The sequence below is a fragment of the Pseudovibrio exalbescens DSM 16456 genome (assembly GCF_000422785.1).
Taxonomy (GTDB): Bacteria; Pseudomonadota; Alphaproteobacteria; order Rhizobiales; family Stappiaceae; genus Pseudovibrio; species Pseudovibrio exalbescens.
Map to the genome: position 1 here is coordinate 468,637 of NZ_AUGS01000002.1, position 20,481 is coordinate 489,117.

The following is a 20,481-nucleotide window of genomic DNA, read 5'->3' on the forward strand; positions in this document are numbered from 1 at the left end:
AATTTGCCGCACATCCTCAATGTGAGTAAAGATATGACGACTCTGGACCTTCTCCCAACCCCCAAGAGAAAAAGCGGTTTTGGCGAACGCATGTCCGCGCTCTTGGCAGCAAGCATCATGATCGGTGGCTTGTCAGGCTCCGCACTGGCCCAACAGGGGCAGCCACCAGCGCCTGCGGTGATCGTTGAAGAAGTGAAGGAGCAGGTTGTTTCTGAAGAGCGAATTTTCGCAGGGCGAACAGAAGCCGTCAGTCGTGTGGACCTGATCGCGCGCGTCGGGGGCTTTCTGGAGCCTTTGAAGTTCAAGGAAGGGCAGCGGGTCGAAAAGGGGCAGGTCCTGTTTGAGATCAATCAGGAGCCCTATCAATTTGCCGTGGAGCAGCGCCAGGCCAATCTGGAGAGTGCGCAGGCCAAGGTGGATTTGGCCAAACTGGATTTCGACCGCAAGCAGCGTTTGGTGGATCGAGATGCTATTGCGGTTTCAGAGCTGGATGTGGCGAGAGCGACATTGAAGGAAGCAGAAGCAACACGGGCGTTGCGAGAGGCTGATCTTGAACTGGCCAAACTTGATCTGAGCTATACCGAAATCAGATCCCCCAGCAATGGGATTGTAGGCAGCGCAACCTTCAAAGAGGGTGCATATGTTACCGCGGCGAGCGGGACCTTGGCCACAGTAACCGGGCTTGACCCAATCCGTGTTTCGTTCCCTGTGCCGCTGGATTTGATCATTCAGGCACAGCGCAATGATATGCAGAATACCTCCAACTTGCGTCTTCGTATTCGCCTTAGCGATGGCAAGTTCTACGGTCATGAAGGAACGTTGGAGTATTTTGATGCGACGGCCAATCCGGGAACTGACACCGTAACTGCACGCGCCGAGTTCCCGAACCCCGACAGGATGCTGTTTGATCGGCAGTTGGTTGATGTGGTCGCCGCAGAAAGGGATGCGCAGCCTCAACTCGTTATTTCTCAGGCCTCCATGCTTTTGGACCAAGAAGGACCATATGTCCTGATCGTCAACGACAAGGATGAGGTTGAGCAGCGCCGGATCACCATTGGACAGCAGGTGCAAGGGATCGTGGTTGTAAACAGTGGCCTGGAGGCAGGCGAGCAGGTCATCACCTCGGGTATCCAGAAAGTACGGCCCGGACAGGTTGTTAACGCACGTCTGGCAGGTCAGTCCTGATGATTTATGATGTTTTTATCCGCCGGCCCCGGCTGGCACTTGTCATTTCAATTCTGATTGTCGTCATCGGGGTCATATCCATGTATGTGATCCCTGTCTCGCAATACCCAACCATTGCACCACCGACTGTCCAGGTAAACGCTGTCTACATCGGTGCCGATGCATTGACGGTCGAACAAAGTGTGGCGCAGCCAATTGAAAGCTCCGTAAACGGTGTGGATGGCATGCGCTACATGAAGTCAAGTTCTTCAAGCGACGGCACTTACAGCCTCACGGTGTACTTTGACCTTAATACCGATCCGGATATTGCAGCGGTAAATGTGCAAAACCGTGTGAGCAAGGTTGAATCCAAGCTGCCTCAGGAGGTGCGCGATCAGGGTGTAACGGTGCAGAAAAAGGCCGGCGACATGCTGCAGGCCTATACCTTTTATTCGCCCAACGGTACGCACGATGGCCTGTTCCTGTCCAACTACGTCACCATCAACATTCTCGATGAACTGAAGCGTATTCCGGGCGTAGGGGATGCTCAGGCACTGGGCGCCTATGACTACTCCATGCGTATCTGGGTCGATCCGGACAAGTTGCGAGCGCTGAACCTGACGGCAGATGATGTGATCCGAGCGGTCCAGGCGCAGAACAAGCAAGCCGCGGTTGGGCGTGTAGGGGCTGCACCTGTTTCCAATGATCAACAGTTGCAGTTGACCGTCACCGCCAAGGGTCGACTGGAATCTCCAGAGGAGTTCGGGGCGATTGTTCTGCGCGCCAACCAAGATGGTTCTTTGGTCCGGTTGTCCGACGTGGCGCGCGTTGAGCTGAGTTCTGCGTCGTTCGATTGGAATGTGGAATTCCAGCAACGTCAGTCCACAATGGTCGGGGTATATCTGTCACCGGGGGCGAACGCGGTGGCGGTGTCCGAGCTGGTGAATGACCGTCTTGAAGTGTTGGCAGAGCGCTTTCCGGAAGACCTGACATACCTGTCGGTTTTCGATACCTCTCTCTTCGTGAATGAGATGATCTCGAAGGTAATCCATACTTTGATTGAGGCTTTCGTTCTCGTGACGGTGGTGGTGTTTGTCTTCCTCGGCCGGTTCCGCGCCACGCTTATTCCACTCATTGCGGTGCCTGTGGCCATCATCGGGGCCATCGCGGTTGCTTACATCATGGGGTTCTCGGCAAATACCATTTCATTGCTGGCGATGGTGTTGGCAATTGGTATCGTGGTTGATGATGCCATCATCGTGGTCGAGAACGTTGAGCGGGTGATGCATGAAGAACCGCATTTGACGCCGGCACAGGCCACCTCCAAAGCGGTGGGTGAGATTGCGGGGCCGGTGTTGGCCATTACGTTCGTGCTCCTCTCGGTGTTCGTACCTGTTGCATTCCTGCCTGGTTCCTCCGGTGTGTTGTTCCGTGAGTTTGCCGTGTCCATCTCTGCCGCAATGGTATTGTCGGCGGTGAACGCTTTGACCCTGTCGCCCGCCTTGTGCGCAATCATGATGCGTCCTGGTGAACTGACGGGGATCATGGCGAAAATCACCAATGCCATCGATCGACTTGGTGAGGGGTATGCGGCAATCATCCGGCGTATTGTTCATTTGTCGGTGGTGTCGTTGCCAGCGGTCGCGATCTTCGCAGGCTTGGGCTATTGGATCGTCAACAACACGCCGGACGGGTTTGTTCCCGCCGAAGACAAGGGCTATGCATTGGTTCTTGTCAATCTTCCGCCGGGTGCGTCGCTGAACCGAACTGAAGCGGTGATGAAACAGGCAGACGAAATCATCCAGCAGGACCCGGCTGTCTTTGCCACCACGCTGGTTTCCGGTTTCGACTTCCTGGGCGGCGGCGGTACCAGTCCGAACGCTGGTGTCATTTTCGTCAAGTTGAAGGATTATGGCGAGCGTCCAACCGCAGACCTCAGTTCCTTCGCGTTTGTTAACCGCATGTACCCGGCGCTGCTGGGCATTCCCGAAGCCACCTTCTTCCCGGTCAACCCTCCGGCTATTGATGGTTTGGGTTCCGTGGGCGGCTTCGAATATGTACTTGAGGCATTGGAAGGTCAGGCACCCTCCGACATGGCGGCTGTAGGGCGCTCGCTTCAGGTCTCAGCGAACCAGCATCCGGCGATCTCCGGTTTCTTCACCACCTTCGATGCGGAAACACCGCAGGTTCGGGTAGAGCTGGACCGGGATCGGGCAATGGTTCTGGGGCTGAACATTGCCGAGGTCTACCGCGCCCTGCAAACCATACTGGGCGGCTACTACGTGAACGACTTCAACCTGTATGGCCGCACTTGGTCTGTGCGTTTGCAGGCGGAAAGTGACGCGCGTAACGAAATTGATGATATCCGCAAGATCAATGTTCGTTCGTCGACTGGCGAAATGGTGGAGTTGTCTTCTGTCGTGGATACGGAACTGACCCGCGGACCCAAGTCGATCACGCGTTACAATAACTATCGCGCGATAAGCTATAACGGCAATCCATCGCCGGGTCTGGGATTGGGCGAAGCCATGTCAGCCATGGAAGAGGTTTCTGCCGAAACACTGCCCGCCGGCTTTGCCTATGAATGGACCGGTATTGCGCTGGAACAAAAAGAGTCGGCCGGACAAACCGCGATGGTGCTCGGATTGGCCTTCCTGTTTGCTTACTTGTTCCTCGTTGCGCTCTACGAAAGCTGGAACACGCCCATACCAGTCCTGTTATCGGTGGCTCCGGCGATTGTCGGGGCTCTGGCAAGTCTGTGGATCTTCAATCTGAGCTTCGACCTGTATGCGCAGATTGGTCTGGTGATCCTGATCGCGCTGGCAGGCAAGAATGCAATTCTGATGAATGAGTTCTCTCTGGAAAAGCGCATTCACGGCATGTCCATCTATGAATCCGCGGTAGAAGGGGCTCGTCTGCGTTTCCGCCCTGTGATGATGACATCCTTGGCGTTTTCTGCGGGTCTTGTCCCGTTGGTTGTGACGTCTGGACCAGGTGCAGGTGCCATGGTGGCTGTAGGCATTCCAGTGCTCGCCGGCATGGTGACGTCGTTCACGATTGGCATCTTCATGATTCCAACGCTGTACACCGTGTTCCAGTGGATGCGGGAGAAAACCGGGTGGACGCCTGCACAGGGTTTGGCGGCAGCGGGTGAAGACCCGGACGCGAAGCTTTGAACGAAGCGCACAACCTGTTGAAACCGGCGGGGATTTCCCGCCGGTTTTTCATGTCAATACTAGGTTTGTTAATAGGTCGTTCTGAAGGGGCTACAGGGTGGTCCGGGGGCTCTAAACTGGCTGTATGTTGAACGCCTTGAGACATGCCTCCTACAGAATTGCTCCAGCGCGCCGGTCTGAGCTGGCGTGTCGTTATGTTTCTTCACGAGGTCTGCTGAAAAGCTGCAGGGCGCATAATGCAGTGCCAGTGTCGTCGTCACCTCGGGTGGATGTGGACATAGCCGCTGACTTGTCATCAGGCGGCACGATTTATGTGTGTACCGATGCCCTCCCGGTTTTCGCAGCAACTGTTTTGCCAAAGATCGCGACGCCCTTTACCTTGGTGTCAGGTGATAGTGACCTACCAGTCTCACTGGAGGGATTGGGTCGGGAAACACTAAAGAAACTTCTGGAGAACAGGTATCTTCAGCAATGGTTTGCGCAGAACCTGGCCTATGCGCACCCCAAATTGGCGCACCTGCCCATCGGCCTCGACTATCATACGGTTACTGCAAAAGCCCGCCATCCATGGGGCGGGTTTGAAACGCCTTTGGCCCAGGAGCGGGCGCTTGACGGGGTGCGGTCCAAAGCCTCGGCGTTGCAGGAGAAGAAGCCGTTTGGCTATTGTAATTGGCACCATTCCATCGGCAATGGAGATCGCGCCGCGGTATTGAAGGCTCTTGATCAAAGTGCCGTCTATCTCGAGCCAGCCCGCGTTGAACGGAAACGGAGTTGGGCGCGCAATGCAGACTTCTTTTTTACCATCAGCCCCTTTGGACAGGGTATGGACTGCCACCGCACTTGGGAGGCTTTGCTTCTGGGTTCGGTTCCTGTTGTGCCAGCTTCGCCGTTGAAGCCGCTTTTCAAGGATCTTCCCGCGGTGGTCGTTGAGGACTGGCGTCAGATAACACCGGGATTTCTGGCGGAGCAGAAAGAAAGGATTCTGGATGCAACCTTTGACTTTTCGCCGCTGTTTTTGAGCTATTGGCAAGCACGGTTCGTGCAAAAACGTTACCGGTCCTTGCCAAGGATGGAGTATGCCCAGTTTCTCCTTTCAACGGAGTAACACCCGTCACAGCAAGCCATGACGGGCATTGATATGGGCCGGTTAAAAGCGCCTAGATAGCCAGATAGTTTTGACGCAGCTCTTCGTTGTCCAGCACCTCTTGCGCGGTGCCATCGAAGACAACCTCACCCATGTCCAGAATGACAGCGCGGTCAGCCAGATGCAGAGCAGCTACAGCGTTTTGCTCTACGATGACCGTTGTAATGCCGAGCTCCTTCACGTTCACGAGAATACGCTCGATCTCCTGTACGATCACTGGCGCCAGCCCTTCATACGGTTCATCCAGCAAAAGAAGCTTTACGTCACGAGCCAAGGCCCGCGCAACGGCCAGCATCTGCTGCTCTCCGCCCGACATGGTTACGGCGTCCTGCTTGGCTCGCTCTGCCAGTCGAGGGAAGTGGTCATAAATTCTGTCTAGGGACCATCCGTGAGGACCGGCGATTTGCGCAAGCTGCAGGTTCTCCTCGACCGTCAGGCCCGGAATAATGCGGCGGTCCTCGGGAACCAACTGGATGCCGCTTCGGGCAGCTTGGTAGCTCTCCATTTCATGGATCGGCGCATGGTCCAACCATATCTCGCCGCGACGAAGCTGGGGATCTCCTGCACGGGCGATTGCGCGCAATGTGGAGGTCTTGCCGGCCCCATTGCGGCCAAGGAGGGCGAGGATCTCGCCCTCGCGTACATCAAACGACACGCCTTGCACAATGTAGCTTTCGCCATAGTACGCATGAAGGTTCCAAGCTGAAAAGTAGGCGTGTGCCCCGCCTTGAGATCTTTTCGGGGGCACAGAAGGGGCATGGCGTCCGGCAAACTGGTCTTCAAACAACGTCATATGTGCACTCCTCCCAGATAGGCTTCCTGAACGCGCGGATCTCCTTTTATGTCCTCGGGTTTGCCTTCAACAATCACGGTGCCTTGCGCCAGCACACTGACCTTGTGGGCCAGCGAAAACACCACGTGCATGTCGTGCTCGATGACGATCTTTGTGATGCCGCGTTCACCAATGCTTTTCAGCAGGTCAATGGTGTTGTTGGTATCAGCACGGGACATGCCGGCGGTGGGCTCATCCAGCAACACGAGCTTGGGGTCCTGAACAAGGCACATGGCCAATTCAAGACGCCGCTTGTCACCACGTGACAGGGAAGAAGCGATTGTATGGCGCTTGTCTGCCAGTCCCAGGTCCTCCAGGATGCTCTCCGCCTTGTCCTGCACTTCCGTGCGGCGCAGAACGCCGCTCCATGCGTTGAAGCGGAAGGATCCATCCTGGGTGGCCAGTGCTGGAATTATGACGTTGTCCAGAATGGATAGATCTCCGAAAATTTCCGGGGTTTGAAACACCCGTGAAACCCCGGCCTGATTGATCTCATGGGGTTTGATGCCGATGAGGTTCTTTCCCATGAAACTGACGGAACCCGTATCAGGCGTCAAACGACCGACAAAACAGTTGAGCAGCGTTGACTTTCCAGCGCCATTCGGGCCGATAATGGCATGCACATCACCCTGTTCAACCGAGAGATTAACCTCGTTGAGTGCCTTCAAGCCGCCAAAGCTCTTGTTGACACCTTTAACCTCAAGTATTTGCATCGGTGTCTCCTATTCTGCCGCTTTGGCATTGTTGGCAAGCGCGCTGGACCCACCCGCACGCTCATCGTCGGTGGTACGCCGCCGTTTGAACAAGTTCACGAGACGCTGAATGCCCTCCATGATGCCCCCGGGAAGAAAGATCACCACCAGCATGAACATGATGCCCAGAGTGAGGTGCCAGCCTTTGCCTATGAACGGATAAACAACGGCAATGAGAACGTTCTCAATGCTGTCCGGCAAAGCGGCGAACCATTGATGCAGCACATTTTCGTTGATCTTGGAAAAGATGTTCTCGAAGTACTTGATGAAACCCGCGCCAAGAACAGGCCCGAAGAGTGTGCCAGCCCCGCCGAGGATGGTCATCAGCACCACCTCGCCACTGGCCGTCCATTGCATGCGCTCAGCACCGGCCAATGGATCCATGGCCACCATGAGACCGCCTGCCAAGCCGGCGTAAACGCCGGATATGACAAAGGCCGCAAACGTGTATGGCTTGGAGTTGAGCCCGGTGTAGTTCATCCGCTGTTGATTGGATTTGACGGCCTTGAGCATCAATCCGAACGGAGAACGGAAAATGCGAATGGCTGCATAGAACGCCACGATCATGACAACGGCGCACAAGTAGTATCCCGCGTTGAAGGTAAAGGCCCAGCCGCCCAACGTCAGTTCATAACTGTCTCGCATGGCAATGCCAAACAAGTTTGCTGGCGGTATGGAGCCCTCTACCTGAGACACGCCAAGAATACGCGGATCATTGAGCCCAAGCTGCAGGCCGGTTTCGCCATTGGTGATGGGCGTCAGCACCGAATAGGCCAGGCTGAATGACATCTGCGCAAATGCAAGGGTCAGGATGGAGAAGTAGATTCCGGACCGACGCAGGCAAATGTATCCGACCAATACCGAGAAAAGTCCGGCGACGACCATCGACATCAGGATTGCCGGAATAACGTTCATCGACAACAGCTTCATCATCCAAACGCCGGCGTAAGAGCCGACACCCAGAAATGCAGCATGACCAAACGACAAATACCCGGTCAGGCCAAACAGTATGTTGAACCCGATGGCAAAGATGCCAAAGATCACAAAGCGCTGCATCAAGTCTGGATAGCCCGCATTGAACTGCGCCAATTGCGAGCCAACGGGAAACGGGTTCAGGATGAACGGCGCGAACAGGGTCATGAACACGACGATAAAAAGGAGTGTGGTGTCTTTCTTGTTCAGTCCAAGCATTGCTTAATCCTCCATCACGCCTTTGCGTCCCATGAGACCGCGTGGCCGGGTGAGCAACACGATGATGGCAACAAGATAGATGATGATCTGGTTGATGCCGGGCAGCAGCGCCACAACCTGCGCCATGGAAGCAAAACTCTCCAATATACCCAGCAGGAAGCCGGCTAAAACGGCGCCGGCGAGCGAGCCCATGCCGCCCACAACCACAACAACGAAGCTGAGGACCAAAAAATCCATGCCCATGTGATAATTGGGTGAGTTGATGGGGGCATACATTACGCCGGCAAGTCCTGCGACGATGGCAGCGATCGCGAACATGATCGTGAAACGCTTGTTGATGTTGATGCCCAGAAACCCAACCGTTTCGCGATCTGCCATTCCGGCACGAACAACCATGCCAAATGTCGTGTAGCGCAGGAAGCAGAAAACAGCGGCGATGATGACGGCGGCAAAGCTGAAATAAACCAGTCTCCAATAGGGATAGATGATCTGGCCTGGTTCGAGGCCGAGCGAAGCACCAAAATCGAAACTCCCGGCGAAGGCGGGTGGAGCCGGTGTCGGGATGGGATTTGCGCCGAAAAAGTATTTGATGATTTCTTGCAGGACGATGGCCAGACCGAAGGTCACGAGGATCTGGTCAGCGTGTGGGCGGCGGTAAAAATGTTTGATCAACCCACGTTCCATGATGAGCCCGACCATGACCATGACGGGGATCGCAAAGAGGATCGATAAGGGTACCGACCACTGAATGATCGCCATGCCGATTTCCGGTCCGAACCATGATTCCACATAGGGCGTTTCCACTTTCAGCGGATTGCCCAAAAAGTCGGTGCGGTCCGGATCGATGGTCGTGAAAGAGAGTGAGAGGATGTTGTTAAGGGTTACGGCGCAAAACGCACCGAGCATGAACAGTGCGCCATGGGCAAAGTTCACCACACCCAATGTCCCGAAAATCAATGTAAGGCCAAGCGCGATCAGCGCGTAGGCCGAGCCTTTGTCGAGACCATTCAGAATCTGCAGGAGTATAGCGTCCATATGTCCGACCATTCGTCGTGATTGGAGGTGTTCCGCTTAAGGAGCGACAGAATGGCCCGGCTCTTTCCGCAGAGCGAAAAGAGCCGGATCGATTTGGGTGTAACCGAGGGCGTTATGCGCCAGGGTTACAAGTCCCGAGCGCACCGCCCGCGAACTGCGGGTGATCTGGATCATAAGTGACCTGATCAACCGGTGTGACTTCAACAATCTCGAGAAGGTCAAACTCTGAGCTTGGGTTTTCCTTACCACGCACGACCAGTACATCTTTGAAGCACTGGTGGTCTGCGCCACGGTAAAGCGTCGGGCCATTGCCAAGGCCGTCAAATTCGAAGTCTTCAAGAGCTTCAACAACAGCACATGGATTAAAACTGCCCGCGCGGGCCACAGCATCTGCGTAAAGCAGTGTCTGCACGTAGCATGTATGCGCGGCCTGGCTCGGCGGGAAGCCATACTTGGTGCCAAAGGATTTCACAAAGGCTTGGGAACCTTCGTCCTGCAGTGACCAGTGCCAGTTGGTGGAGCCGAAGATGCCTTTGACGTTTGCGCCAGCGCCCTTTGCCATCAAGCGCGAGTACAGCGGCACCACAATTTCGAAGTTCTTGCCATTCACGACCCGATCACGCAGGCCAAACTGCACGGCATTGGTGAGTGAGTTCACCATGTTGCCGCCGTAGTGGTTGAGAACCAGCACGTCTGCATCAGATTGCAGAACGGGTGTGATATAGGCGGAAAAGTCCGTCGCGGCCAAGGGCGTCTTGACGGTCTCGACCGTTTCCCATCCCATGGCTTCAGTTGCGCTTTTGATCGCTTCTTCGGTTGTGTAGCCCCAGTTGTAATCCGCGGTCAGATGATAGGCCTTGCGATCTGAGCCGTATGCATTGTTCAGAACGGGGGCCAATGCGGCGCCGGACATGTAGCTATTGAAAAAATGACGGAAACCGTTGGCGCGCTTATCTTTGCCCGTGGTGTCGTTGGAATGAGTGAGGCCGGCCATAAAAATGACGCCTGCCTCTTGGCAAAGCGCCTGAACCGCTACAGCCACACCGGATGACGATCCTCCGGTAATCATAACCGCGCCGTCTTTCTCAATCATGGACTTGGCCGAGGCCCGGGCGGCATCCGATTTGGTTTGGGTGTCGCCGGTCACGAACTGGACTTTGTTGCCAAGAATACCGGTCCCTTCTAGCGCTTGAGAACTGAAGGTATTCAACATGCCGCCATCGCCTTCACCGTTCAGGTGTTCAACAGCCAGTTGATAGGCGCGCAATTCATCGGCGCCTTCATCCGCATAAGGCCCGGTCTGCGGCACGTTGAAACCCAACACCAGCTTGCCAAGCTTGGCGGGGTCGTTCACGAAGGCGCTTTGCGACCATGCTTTACTGGTGAAAATGGTGGGGGTTGCTAGAACAATACCGCTTGCAGCGGTCGTTTTCAGTAAGTTGCGGCGGCTGATAGTCCCGCGAAATCCGCTCATGTATTCCTCCCAGGAAGGCTGTGTGTGCCTGATATGCGTGCGTCCCCGTGGCCGAGAACCTCCCACCGACCACATAGATTCCGCAGAGGTAGTCTGCGAACGCTACGGCAGGTTACGCAGCGTTGAAATTATCGATTAGAAAATTCTGTTCGCAATTGAACTTATGGATCTAGACGAAAGAACAATTCGTTTATTTGTAGAAAATGCGGGAAATATTTCTTGGGATGTGCATTCAGTTATCATTTATTAGCCGAATGGCTATCATCTCTTCTTCGACGAATAGGTGATTGAGCTTCAAGGCTCAGAAAAACTGAGTATTCTGGATAGGAAAACTTCGGTTTTCTCGTAGCTGCGGCTACACCGTCCGTATTGGGTCCAGAAGGGGTATAGGCCTTAGGGTGCAGCCTGTTTGCTTGGCCAACGTTTTTGTAGCCTGCAGCACAGGGAACGTACCGGCCGCATGAACCGCGTCATATTCTGTGAGATCTGGAATCAGTTCTTGAAAATGAAGAGGTAGGTCGGCTGCATCACTATCGAATACTGCGATCTTCACGTTTCTTTTGTCGAGTAGGGAGAAGGCTGGTTGTAACTCGTTGCGTTCTGCCAGAGCCTGATCAACCAACACGATTTTGGGGCGCAAGGGTTGCCCGCGCGTTGCTGCCATTGCGAGTGCCCAAATCGCGCTTATCCCTTGCTCGTTGGCAATGAGGATCAGGCGTTCGTCCTCAAAGCGCAAGAAAGAGGTCCCAAAAGGCCCGAAGAGTTTGATTGCCTTGCCGTCCTTCAGCGGGTTACGCGGACGGTGAAGTCCATCAAACAGGGTTTCAGGCCATAAGTGAAACGTTATGGTGTTGAATTCGGGCGGGCGGGCCATCGAGAAACACGGGAACACCTGAACTTCAAAGCCCGACTTCCACTGCGCCTTGAAATATTGACCTGTCATCCATGCGGGCGAACCTTGGAAACGGACATCAAACTCAATGAGATCCTCGCTCAAAGGCTCAAAGTGACAGACACGCCCGCGCCATTCCACGGGCTCGGCCTGGCCATCCCATTCGATATCGCAGTCTGATTGCGGCTTTGTCTGACATGCCAGAACCGTAGCTTTCAGCTCGGTCCCGGCGGCGTCGACGTTGCCGTTCATCACGCTGACGCGACAGGCCTCGCACAAACCGCTCTTGCAATCGTGCGGCACATGGATATTTGCGTCCAGAGCTGCATCAAGCAGGGTTTGTCCCGACGCAGCCCGACAGGCTTTGCCGTTGAGTTTCAAAAGATGAGCTGGCGCGGTCATTTAAAAACCCCGAGGTGGGTCGAGAGACACCGATACAAGAGCAAACAGGGGTTCTATATCACAGCGCGCCACGGCGAAAAACACCGTTGGCGCGATCTGTGTGTTTTTAGTCAAATGCGATCTATTCAGCTCTGTTTCCGGGCAAGGTACAAATGGCCGGGCACCGGTTGACCTTGTTCATATCGAACTATGATTGGGTTGCTTTCAAGGCAGGTGAATCCATTGGCCTCAAGGAGAGCGGTTACATACTCTTTCCGATGCGCAAAACGCTGGAACTGGCCGACCCGAAATGACGCGGAGCCGAACGTATCATCAGGTTGTGTCTCACTGGAAAACGCCAGGATTCCGTCAGCGGCACAATGCCGTGCCAGTCCGGCAAAGAAAGCTTCAAGGTCGCCCATGTAGGGCAGGACGTCAGTGGCGACAATCAGATCCCATTGCGGTGCGTCGATTGCGCTAAGGAAGTGAACGAGTTCGCTGACATAAAGCGCATCATAGACTTCTTTTTCATCTGCGATCTCAACCATGCCCTCGGAGATGTCGACGCCTGTCCTGTCTTCGGTCACGTCTTCCAGGGCTTCGCCGGTGAGGCCTGTTCCACATCCCAAATCCAGCAGACGGGCATAGGGACCTGGGGCGATCTCATCCAGACGAGCACGAACTTGAAGAGGCACGGAGTAGCCCAATTGGTCAACAAGCACGGAGTCAAACACCTCCGCATGTTGATCGAACAGCGTACTTACATATGCATCAGGGGCCTTTGGTGGCGTCGATCCTCGTCCCATGCTGGCCAGACGGACAGCCGCGCCACCATGATCAGCCGGATCCAGTCGAAGCACTTCCGCATACGCCTCGGCCGCCTCGTCAAGTTTACCTGCCTTTTCAAGATCAAGGGCGCGGTTATAGGCCTCGGCGAGGGCGTCATCATCAATACTGCTCATTAGATCGGATCCGTGCCAGTGGTTGTAATGTCACCGGCTATAGGGGATAGCTGTCTCGAATGCAAACGGCGGCTGGGTTTGTGTATGGGCGCGCCGCCGCGCCGAATGGGTCTTTAGCGTGTCAGATCGTTCTGATGCGGCTTTTACTGGCCGCGCAACGCATTTTGCCGAATGAGGATGAAACGCCCGACAACCGCATGTGGTCCGTCTTCCGCATAGATTATTTCAAGGGTGTCGGTGTTCAAGAAGCGACCGCTCAGGTAACCACCATCAGGATGTTGAACCAGATGGAGGGTCTCTCCATCATAGCCAAGGGTGCCGATCATTGGTTGATACGCACGGTGGGTCTCCGATGCGCCATCATGTCCCGGCCCTTTTTCCGGATCATTGTCCCAGTGCACAACGCCTTCCACAAGCGGTCCATTCTGGCTCTCGAATTCAAGCGAGAAGCGGCCTGTGTGCTCAGAGGTCGTGTCACGGTGCCAGTATATTGCGTCGTGCTTTACGGCGGTCCATAGCCCAAGAACGTTCGGAATCGGAGGGGCGCGATTGGTTCGTACAGATGTGATTTCCGAAGCGTCTGCCAAACCGGCGCTGGTCAGACAAAGCATCCCGAACAATGCACCAATGAAAATTTGCCAGAATCGACGCATGCAGCCTCCGCTCTCGACGGTTAGGCTACCGATTGGCAAAGGTCTGACTATCCCAGCCGATGGAGGGCTAAATTCAGACTAGTCGATTATCTGGGGCAAAAAAGAGAACGCGGCGTGAAGACGCCGCGTCAAAGCAGGATCACAATCCGTGAGATCAGATTGAAATTTCCGTCACGCCGCCATGGTTGCCTGACCATTCCAGCGGGTTGGTGAGAAAGCTCTCAACTTCCTTCAAGGTTGCTGTGTCGAAGTAGTTGTTCTTCTGGCAAACGCGCAACACATCCCACCATGTGCACAAGTAGTGCAGGTTGAGGCCGTGATCGGCCAGCTTTACCTTGGTCTCCGGGAAGATATCGTAGTAGAAAACGACGAGAGTATCGGTGACTTCTGCACCTGCACGGCGCAGTGCTTCACAGAACTTGATCTTCGAGCCGCCATCGGTTGTGAGATCTTCCACCAACAGGATGTGGCTGCCCTCTTCAACATGGCCTTCGATCTGTGCGTCACGTCCAAAGCCTTTCGGCTTCTTGCGGACATACTGCATCGGCGCATTCATCTTGTCTGCAATCCATGCAGCAAATGGAATGCCGGCAGTTTCGCCGCCTGCAACGGCGTCAAACTGCTCAAACCCCACATTGCGCAGGATTGTAGCGGTGGCGAAGTCCATCAGTGTGTTGCGGATACGCGGATAGGAAATCAGCTTCCGGCAGTCGATATAAACCGGGCTGGCCAGACCAGAGGTGAAGGTATAAGGCTCCTCCGGGCGAAAATGGACGGCTTTGATTTCCATCAGCATTTTCGCGGTGATTTCCGCCATCAGTTCAGGCTCTGGGAAAGAATTGGAAAACATGAGGCTTCCTCTAGTCAGCAGTTCTGGCCAGAGTGCCTATCTTGATTTTTCGACTTTCCAGAAAAGTTCAAACCCGGGATCAAAAACAGTTACCGGGCCGTCCTCACTCCAGATTTGCCGCGGAAAACTGATAGGCGCATTGCTCTTGACCAGGTCAATTGTGTTATCGTTTGGAGCCATGCCATAAAAGGCGGGCCCATTCAAGGAGGTGAACGCTTCAAGTTTGTTCAAGGCTCCTTCTTCAGCGAAAACATGTGCCAGACAACTCATCGTATTGATAGCCGTAAAAATGCCTGCACAGCCGCATGCACAGATTTTATTCGCCTCCGTATGGGGCGCGCTGTCCGTACCCAAGAAGAAGCGCGGGTTACCGGACACTGCAGCTTTGCGCAGCGCCAGCCGGTGTTCCTCTCGTTTGGCAACAGGCAGGCAATAAAAGTCCGGCTTGATGCCTCCCACAAGAATATGATTCCGGTTGATGATGAGATGGTGTGTTGTGATGGTGGCTGCGAGTGTGTCATCCCCCGCTTCCGCGTAGGCCACACCTTCCTTTGTGGTGATATGCTCCATCACGACCTTGAGGCCGGGGATGCGCCTACGAATGGGATCTAGAACCCGGTCAATGAAGACCGCCTCCCGATCGAAGATGTCCACATCATGATCGGTGACTTCACCGTGCACCAGCAATGGCATGCCCAATTCGGCCATGCGCTCAAGAACGGGGATGATCTTCTCGATATCGCGAACGCCGCTTTGGGAATTTGTTGTGGCACCTGCCGGATAGAGCTTCACGGCCGATACCAAGCCCGATGAAAACGCAGTGGTCAGATCCTCGGTGTCCGTGTCCTCGGTTAGATACAAGGTCATCAACGGTGTGAAGTTATGGCCATCTGGCAGGGCGGCCATAATGCGCTCCCGATAGGCAGACGCATCTGCGGCTGTCACCACCGGGGGCACGAGATTAGGCATTACGATTGCCCGCGCAAAGGTCTCGCTGGTGTGAGGAAGAACGGCCGTCAGCATGTTGCCATCGCGAAGGTGGAGGTGCCAGTCATCTGGCTGTCGAATGGTCAGTCTGCTGATCTCGGTCATCCTAATTCTCCATCAGGTAGCTGTAGAATATCTCTGTACCGACCATAAAATCGGAAATCTCCATCGCTTCAAGTGGATTGTGCGAGCCATTCCGGTTGCGAACGAAAACCATCCCGGTTGAAATGCCTGCATTGGCGAAAACCGCTGCGTCATGCCCCGCGCCACTGGCCATCTGGAATGGATCATATCCCAGATCGCCCATCGCGGACGACAGCCCGGCGACAATGCGGGAATCACACAGCGCAGGCTCTACACAATGCTCATCATCCAGAACGAACCGGACCCCGCGATCTTCCTCGATGGTCGTCATTTCCTGCGCCAGCATCTCACGCATGCCTTGCAAAACGGCCTTGCTTTGGCTGCGTACGTCGAGCGAGAAGCTGACCTCATCCGGAATGCGTGTCATGGCATGGCGTTCGGGGTCTGTGCCCACAATACCGCTGGTCAAAACAAGATCGTTCCCTTTTTGCAGCAACGTAAGCCAGCTGTCATCCAGTCGCGTGAGAAGATCTGCAAGGGCAAAAACAGGATCATGTCGGTATGCCCTTGGAACCGCACCGGAGTGTCCTGCCTCACCGATGCACCGGATGTTGCGGTGTCGGAAATTACCTCGAATGCCTGTTACGATTCCGGCTGGCAGCTTTTTCTCGATCAGCAGCGGACCCTGCTCGATGTGCAGTTCCAGATACTCCAATACTGATGATGGAGATAGGAGTGGTTCGCCTTGTTCAATTGGTTCCAGAACAATGCCCATATCGTGCATGTGCTCTGCGAGAGTGCGCTTGTCGCCCTTGTGGCGTGCATTCAACTCTTCAGCGTTCAAGCGCCCCAAGAGCGCCTTTGAGCCTATGTAGCAGGGCCCGAACCAAGCGCTTTCCTCACCGCGCAATGCGATCACTTTCACAGGGCGCTTGAAACGAACGCCAGTTTCCTTTGCCTTGAGCAAGCAAAGAAGGCCTGCGAGGATGCCGGCCAGCCCGTCAAAGTTGCCACCTTGCGGCACACTGTCAATGTGTGAACCGATCAGAACGAACTGAGTGGCCTTCGCGTCTTCTCGCAGCGAAAATACCGCGTTCTCTGCTGCGTCGTACTCTACATGCAGGCCGCGTCCTTCTGCGAATTCCTCAAGGTACTTCAGAGAACTGGTTTCCATGTCGGAATAAGCCGGACGGCTCACGCCCTCCACATCCCGAGTCTCCCGTCTGAAGTGATCAAACAGCTTGCGGGCGAGCTTTTCGTCCGGCTCGCTGAAGCGTCGATTGGTCGGAGTCATGAAGTTGCCTCCAGAAACTGACTATCTGCTGCCTCACCATCTCGAACGGAACCGATGATTGAGGACAGATCAGCCAGTCCTTCCTCTTCCATGTATGTGGTCAGTTGGTCTACCAGCGCCGTCATGGCGGTGGGATTGATGAACGTTGCAGTGCCAACTTGCACGGCGCTGGCGCCTGCGATCAAATACTCCAACACATCATTCAGTGTCGTGATTCCACCACAGCCAATTACGGGAATGTTGGCAGCCTTGGCGCATTGGTAGGTCATGCGCAGGGTAATTGGTTTGAGGGCAGGGCCGGAAAGCCCGCCCATAAGGTTACCCAGCTTGGGTTTGCGGGTGCGCACATCAATGGCCATGGAGAGCAAGGTGTTGGCCACCACTAGTGCGTCTGCTCCTCCATGCTCCGCTGCCTGTGCAACCTCAATGATTTCGCCGGTGTTGGGCGTAAGTTTGGCCCACAAGGGTAAGTCTGTCGCCCCGCGCAGCTTCTCCATCACGGATAGTGTTGTGGAGGGGCGCATGGCGAACGCCTTCCCATCTTCCTCGATGTTCGGGCAGGAAATATTCACCTCAATGGCGGAAACACCGGGGACACTTACTTGTTCGCACAACTCGGCAAACTCGTCGGCCGTGCCAGCCGAAATCGATGCAACGAATGGCGTGTCGTATTCATGAAAGAATGGCACGGTGTTTTGAAGGAAGTAGTCAACGCCCTTGCTCGGAATGCCAATTGAATTGAGCATGGATCCCCGCACTTCGCAAACGCGTGGTGTCGGGTTGCCGCTTCGCAACTCGCGGGTAATGGTTTTTGCAACCAGAGCTCCGAGACGGTTCAGGTCCAGCACATCAGAAAGGTCTTCAGAGAATGTGCCAGATGCGGGCATGATCGGGTTTTTGAGTGTCAAACTGCCTACGGATACGGAAAGGTCTACCATCCCATTGCCTCCTGAAGGTCAAATACGGGGCCTTCCTTGCACACGCGCAGCTGAACGATGTCGTCCCCTTTGCGGAAAGGGCGAACGCAACACTGGCACATGCCCAGACCGCATGCCATTTGTTGTTCCAACGCGATTTCACCGGGGATGTTGTGCTTTTTACCCAGTTCCTGCAAAAGCTTGAGCAGTCGGTTGGAGCCGCAGGTGTAAAACGCATCCACGCCTTCTTCGGCGATACGAGCCTCGATCAGGCGGCGGAGATTGTCGACGGAAGACGAGCCGTCCTCATCCGTTACACTGATGACTTCCGTACCCAAGCGGCGAAAGTGTTCGGTAGACAAAAGCGCCGCTTCTGAACGGGCACTGCAAATGGCGGTCAGCTTGCGCCCAAGCCGGGCTGCTTCCTGTGCCAATGGGGCTAGTGTTGCAAGGCCGACGCCGCGCGCCACTAATAGCAAGTTGTTCCAATCTGGCTTGATGGAATAACCGACGCCGAGGGGGCCCAGGACGTTGAAGCTGTCGCCTGGTGTCAACGTCGCCATGGCTTTGGTGCCTTCTCCCTCCACCTTGTACAAGAAAGCCAGCTCTCCGACTTCTTCGTCAAAGCTGTAGATGCTCATCGGCCGGCGCAGATAGGGCTGGTGCTGATCGGTCACGGGGCAAAGCAGATGGAAGAACTGGCCGGGTTGGCACTTGAGAATATGGCGGGGCGCGTCGAGAACCAGCAGGCGATAGGCGTCGTTGGCCAAGTCATTGGACTTGACGGTGCATACTGCCTCAAATGCCTTTGGGCCGGCCTCGGTGGAATCCGAAGCCGGTGAATGAACCTGACCTGTCATTGTTAAGTCCTATCCGAATATGAGGCGTGGAATGAATAAGGAGATATCCGGAACGTAGGTCACAATCCCCAGTACAACGAGGTTGGTGACCACAAACGGCCAGACACCGCTGATAATCGTCGCCACGGGCTTGTGGAGCGTGGAAGAGGCGACAAATATATCCAGTCCAAACGGCGGTGTTATCATGCCCAGACTTATGTTCAGCGTCACGATCATACCGAAGTGAATTGGATCAATACCGAGGCTGAGGGCGACTGGATACAACGGCGGGACCAGCAAGATCAGCGCGGAGTTCGGATCAATGAACATGCCTGCGATGAGAAAGCACAGGTTGATGATCATGAGAAACATGATCGGCCCTGCGTTGATATCAGCGAGAAAACCCGTGATGAACGCGGGCACTTGAGCCAATGTCACAAAGAAGGCCAGCACACCGCCGAAAGCCAGCAGGATGAAAATGACCGAGGTTTGGATCGCACTTTGTTCTGTGAGGTGAAACAGATCCTTGATGGTCAGGTGTCGATAGACAACCATCTCGACGAAAATCGCATAAACAACACTGGTAACCGCGGCTTCGGTCGGAGTGACATAGCCGGAATAAATCCCACCAAGAATGATCACGGGCATGCCAAGGGCCCAGCCGGCGCGCTTCAAGCTGGTCCACCGTTCTGCCCAGGTCGTGCGTTCATATGTCTTGATCGGCGAACGATGGGCTTGCCACATGACCATGACCGCAAAGGCGAGGCCGAGTAGCAGGCCAATAGCCAAGCCCCCTGCAAACAATTGCGCGACTGAGGTTCCCGTCATCCAGCCATAAATGATCATGGTAATGGACGGTGGGATCAGCAGTGCTGTCTCGGCGCTGGAAACAATGAGTCCAGTGCTGAATTTGTCGGAAAAGCCGGTTTCACGCAGACGCGGGTAAACCATGCGTCCCATGGCAGCCACCGTCGCCGGGGCCGAGCCGGACACTGAGCCAAACAGCATGGAAGCACCGATGGTCGTGTGGCCCATGCCGCCACGGGTATGGCCTACCAGTGTCTGAATAAAATCCGTGAGGCGTCGCGCAATCTGACCTGCGCCCATCAACTGGGCTGCAAAGATGAAGAATGGAATGGCGAGCAACGTGGTGTGGTTGATGCCACCAACAAGCTTTTGAACGAAAACGGCCTCGGGGATGTGGCCGTAGAACATCTCCTTAACCGCCAGAGTTGGCAGGCCAAGAACAAGCAGCATTTCAAAGCCGAGAACAAGCAGAACGGCGGCGAGAACGATGGGGATGAAAATCATTACAGGGACTCGCTTTCTTCTGCCGAAGGTGCATTGGCGAAGCGATCTATGACGCCGAACAGGTTCAAGGCATACCGCAGTCCAAGAAGAGAAAAACCGATTACAGGGGCGAGATAAATCCACCCCATTGGCAAGTCGAGGGTAGGACTCTTCTGACCTGTGCCAAGGACGAAAATCATGAGACGATAACCGAGCAAGGCAACGTAAAAGGAGATCAGAACTCCGCATGCATCGACGGCTCTGATAAGCCATTTGCGCTTTGCTTCAGGCAGTTTGTTGCGAATTGTGTCGATGCTGACATGACGGCCGCGCTCCAAAGCCAAACCCAGCCCGCAGAAAACGAGAAACAGGTTAAGCAGGCGCACAGCTTCTTCAATCCATGCGAAATGGGCTGTGTACGAGCTGGCAAGCTCACGAACCAGTACGTTGGAAAAGAACAGGAAAACCATCACGAGAAACAGCGTGACGATGGTTGTTCGTTCCGCCAGGCGGAGCAGGTTGAGCGCTTTCACGATCTATCTCCTGGACAAGTCGAGGCTGACT

General features: G+C 54.9%; 18 protein-coding genes. 3 read left to right on the forward strand and 15 right to left on the reverse strand.

Translation table 11 applies throughout. The features are described from left to right. Positions 1-33: 33 nt before the first annotated feature. From G512_RS0104705 to G512_RS20005, 3 genes are all read left to right on the forward strand, one after another. A complete protein-coding gene (locus G512_RS0104705) occupies positions 34-1,185 on the forward strand; it encodes an efflux RND transporter periplasmic adaptor subunit (protein WP_208974934.1) in 1,152 nt (383 codons plus the stop codon). After that, entirely contained in the window at positions 1,185-4,340 is a 3,156-nt protein-coding gene (locus G512_RS0104710) for an efflux RND transporter permease subunit (protein WP_028480717.1), read from the forward strand. The genes G512_RS0104705 and G512_RS0104710 overlap by 1 nt, the downstream gene beginning before the upstream one ends. A gap of 247 nt (positions 4,341-4,587) precedes the next feature. Next, positions 4,588-5,445 carry a hypothetical protein gene (locus G512_RS20005; RefSeq protein WP_073833091.1) on the forward strand — a complete coding sequence of 286 codons (858 nt, stop codon included), beginning with the start codon at positions 4,588-4,590 and terminating at the stop codon, positions 5,443-5,445. Positions 5,446-5,497: 52 nt separating this feature from the next. Here the strand turns inward: G512_RS20005 and G512_RS0104720 are convergent, their stop codons facing one another. The 15 genes from G512_RS0104720 to G512_RS0104790 all read right to left on the reverse strand — a co-directional run bounded on the left by G512_RS0104720 (position 5,498) and on the right by G512_RS0104790 (position 20,450). Next, positions 5,498-6,277, reverse strand: a complete 780-nt coding sequence (locus G512_RS0104720; protein ID WP_028480718.1) for an ABC transporter ATP-binding protein — start codon at positions 6,275-6,277, stop codon at positions 5,498-5,500. Then, positions 6,274-7,029: an ABC transporter ATP-binding protein gene (locus tag G512_RS0104725; RefSeq protein WP_028480719.1), complete on the reverse strand. Its 756-nt coding sequence runs from the start codon at positions 7,027-7,029 to the stop codon at positions 6,274-6,276. The genes G512_RS0104720 and G512_RS0104725 overlap by 4 nt, the downstream gene beginning before the upstream one ends. Before the next feature lie 9 nt (positions 7,030-7,038). Continuing rightward, positions 7,039-8,259 (reverse strand): branched-chain amino acid ABC transporter permease, encoded by a 1,221-nt coding sequence (locus G512_RS0104730; RefSeq protein ID WP_028480720.1) that lies wholly within the window; start codon positions 8,257-8,259, stop codon positions 7,039-7,041. 3 nt (positions 8,260-8,262) lie between these two features. Beyond that, positions 8,263-9,294, reverse strand: coding sequence for a branched-chain amino acid ABC transporter permease (locus G512_RS0104735; RefSeq protein ID WP_028480721.1), 1,032 nt, complete (start codon positions 9,292-9,294; stop codon positions 8,263-8,265). Between the two features lie 112 nt (positions 9,295-9,406). Further along, the gene (locus tag G512_RS0104740; RefSeq protein WP_028480722.1) at positions 9,407-10,768 is read right to left on the reverse strand and encodes a substrate-binding protein; all 1,362 of its coding nucleotides are present in this window, start codon (positions 10,766-10,768) and stop codon (positions 9,407-9,409) included. Positions 10,769-11,123: 355 nt separating this feature from the next. After that, complete coding sequence (locus G512_RS0104745; protein WP_028480723.1) at positions 11,124-12,062, reverse strand: 2Fe-2S iron-sulfur cluster-binding protein; 939 nt, start codon at positions 12,060-12,062, stop codon at positions 11,124-11,126. A gap of 125 nt (positions 12,063-12,187) precedes the next feature. Further along, positions 12,188-13,003: a methyltransferase gene (locus tag G512_RS0104750; protein ID WP_028480724.1), complete on the reverse strand. Its 816-nt coding sequence runs from the start codon at positions 13,001-13,003 to the stop codon at positions 12,188-12,190. 143 nt (positions 13,004-13,146) lie between these two features. Next, positions 13,147-13,656 (reverse strand): hypothetical protein, encoded by a 510-nt coding sequence (locus G512_RS0104755; RefSeq protein WP_028480725.1) that lies wholly within the window; start codon positions 13,654-13,656, stop codon positions 13,147-13,149. A gap of 154 nt (positions 13,657-13,810) precedes the next feature. After that, a complete protein-coding gene (locus tag G512_RS0104760; RefSeq protein WP_028480726.1) occupies positions 13,811-14,506 on the reverse strand; it encodes an orotate phosphoribosyltransferase in 696 nt (231 codons plus the stop codon). Positions 14,507-14,542: 36 nt separating this feature from the next. Then, the gene (gene pyrC, locus G512_RS0104765) at positions 14,543-15,598 is read right to left on the reverse strand and encodes a dihydroorotase (RefSeq protein WP_028480727.1); all 1,056 of its coding nucleotides are present in this window, start codon (positions 15,596-15,598) and stop codon (positions 14,543-14,545) included. A 1-nt stretch (position 15,599) separates the two neighbouring features. Continuing rightward, the gene (locus G512_RS20010; protein ID WP_036488473.1) at positions 15,600-16,871 is read right to left on the reverse strand and encodes a Zn-dependent hydrolase; all 1,272 of its coding nucleotides are present in this window, start codon (positions 16,869-16,871) and stop codon (positions 15,600-15,602) included. Then, complete coding sequence (locus G512_RS0104775; protein WP_028480728.1) at positions 16,868-17,809, reverse strand: dihydroorotate dehydrogenase; 942 nt, start codon at positions 17,807-17,809, stop codon at positions 16,868-16,870. The genes G512_RS20010 and G512_RS0104775 overlap by 4 nt, the downstream gene beginning before the upstream one ends. Next, positions 17,803-18,648, reverse strand: coding sequence for a dihydroorotate dehydrogenase electron transfer subunit (locus tag G512_RS0104780; RefSeq protein ID WP_028480729.1), 846 nt, complete (start codon positions 18,646-18,648; stop codon positions 17,803-17,805). Before G512_RS0104780 ends, G512_RS0104775 begins: the two co-directional genes overlap by 7 nt. Positions 18,649-18,657: 9 nt before the next feature. Then, positions 18,658-19,938 carry a TRAP transporter large permease gene (locus G512_RS0104785; protein ID WP_028480730.1) on the reverse strand — a complete coding sequence of 427 codons (1,281 nt, stop codon included), beginning with the start codon at positions 19,936-19,938 and terminating at the stop codon, positions 18,658-18,660. Then, a complete protein-coding gene (locus tag G512_RS0104790; protein WP_028480731.1) occupies positions 19,938-20,450 on the reverse strand; it encodes a TRAP transporter small permease in 513 nt (170 codons plus the stop codon). Before G512_RS0104790 ends, G512_RS0104785 begins: the two co-directional genes overlap by 1 nt. Between the last annotated feature and the right edge of the window lie 31 nt (positions 20,451-20,481).

Bases quoted from the DNA above. Each gene is read 5' to 3' on its own strand.
- G512_RS0104720 (WP_028480718.1), bottom strand. From the start codon at position 6,277: ATGACGTTGTTTGAAGACCAGTTTGCCGGACGCCATGCCCCTTCTGTG.
- G512_RS0104780 (WP_028480729.1), bottom strand. From the start codon at position 18,648: ATGACAGGTCAGGTTCATTCACCGGCTTCGGATTCCACCGAGGCCGGC.
- G512_RS0104730 (WP_028480720.1), bottom strand. From the start codon at position 8,259: ATGCTTGGACTGAACAAGAAAGACACCACACTCCTTTTTATCGTCGTG.
- G512_RS0104710 (WP_028480717.1), top strand. From the start codon at position 1,185: ATGATTTATGATGTTTTTATCCGCCGGCCCCGGCTGGCACTTGTCATT.
- G512_RS0104740 (WP_028480722.1), bottom strand. From the start codon at position 10,768: ATGAGCGGATTTCGCGGGACTATCAGCCGCCGCAACTTACTGAAAACG.
- G512_RS0104750 (WP_028480724.1), bottom strand. From the start codon at position 13,003: ATGAGCAGTATTGATGATGACGCCCTCGCCGAGGCCTATAACCGCGCC.
- G512_RS0104725 (WP_028480719.1), bottom strand. From the start codon at position 7,029: ATGCAAATACTTGAGGTTAAAGGTGTCAACAAGAGCTTTGGCGGCTTG.
- G512_RS0104705 (WP_208974934.1), top strand. From the start codon at position 34: ATGACGACTCTGGACCTTCTCCCAACCCCCAAGAGAAAAAGCGGTTTT.
- G512_RS0104775 (WP_028480728.1), bottom strand. From the start codon at position 17,809: ATGGTAGACCTTTCCGTATCCGTAGGCAGTTTGACACTCAAAAACCCG.
- G512_RS20010 (WP_036488473.1), bottom strand. From the start codon at position 16,871: ATGACTCCGACCAATCGACGCTTCAGCGAGCCGGACGAAAAGCTCGCC.
- G512_RS0104785 (WP_028480730.1), bottom strand. From the start codon at position 19,938: ATGATTTTCATCCCCATCGTTCTCGCCGCCGTTCTGCTTGTTCTCGGC.
- G512_RS0104735 (WP_028480721.1), bottom strand. From the start codon at position 9,294: ATGGACGCTATACTCCTGCAGATTCTGAATGGTCTCGACAAAGGCTCG.
- G512_RS0104760 (WP_028480726.1), bottom strand. From the start codon at position 14,506: ATGTTTTCCAATTCTTTCCCAGAGCCTGAACTGATGGCGGAAATCACC.
- G512_RS0104745 (WP_028480723.1), bottom strand. From the start codon at position 12,062: ATGACCGCGCCAGCTCATCTTTTGAAACTCAACGGCAAAGCCTGTCGG.
- pyrC (WP_028480727.1), bottom strand. From the start codon at position 15,598: ATGACCGAGATCAGCAGACTGACCATTCGACAGCCAGATGACTGGCAC.
- G512_RS0104755 (WP_028480725.1), bottom strand. From the start codon at position 13,656: ATGCGTCGATTCTGGCAAATTTTCATTGGTGCATTGTTCGGGATGCTT.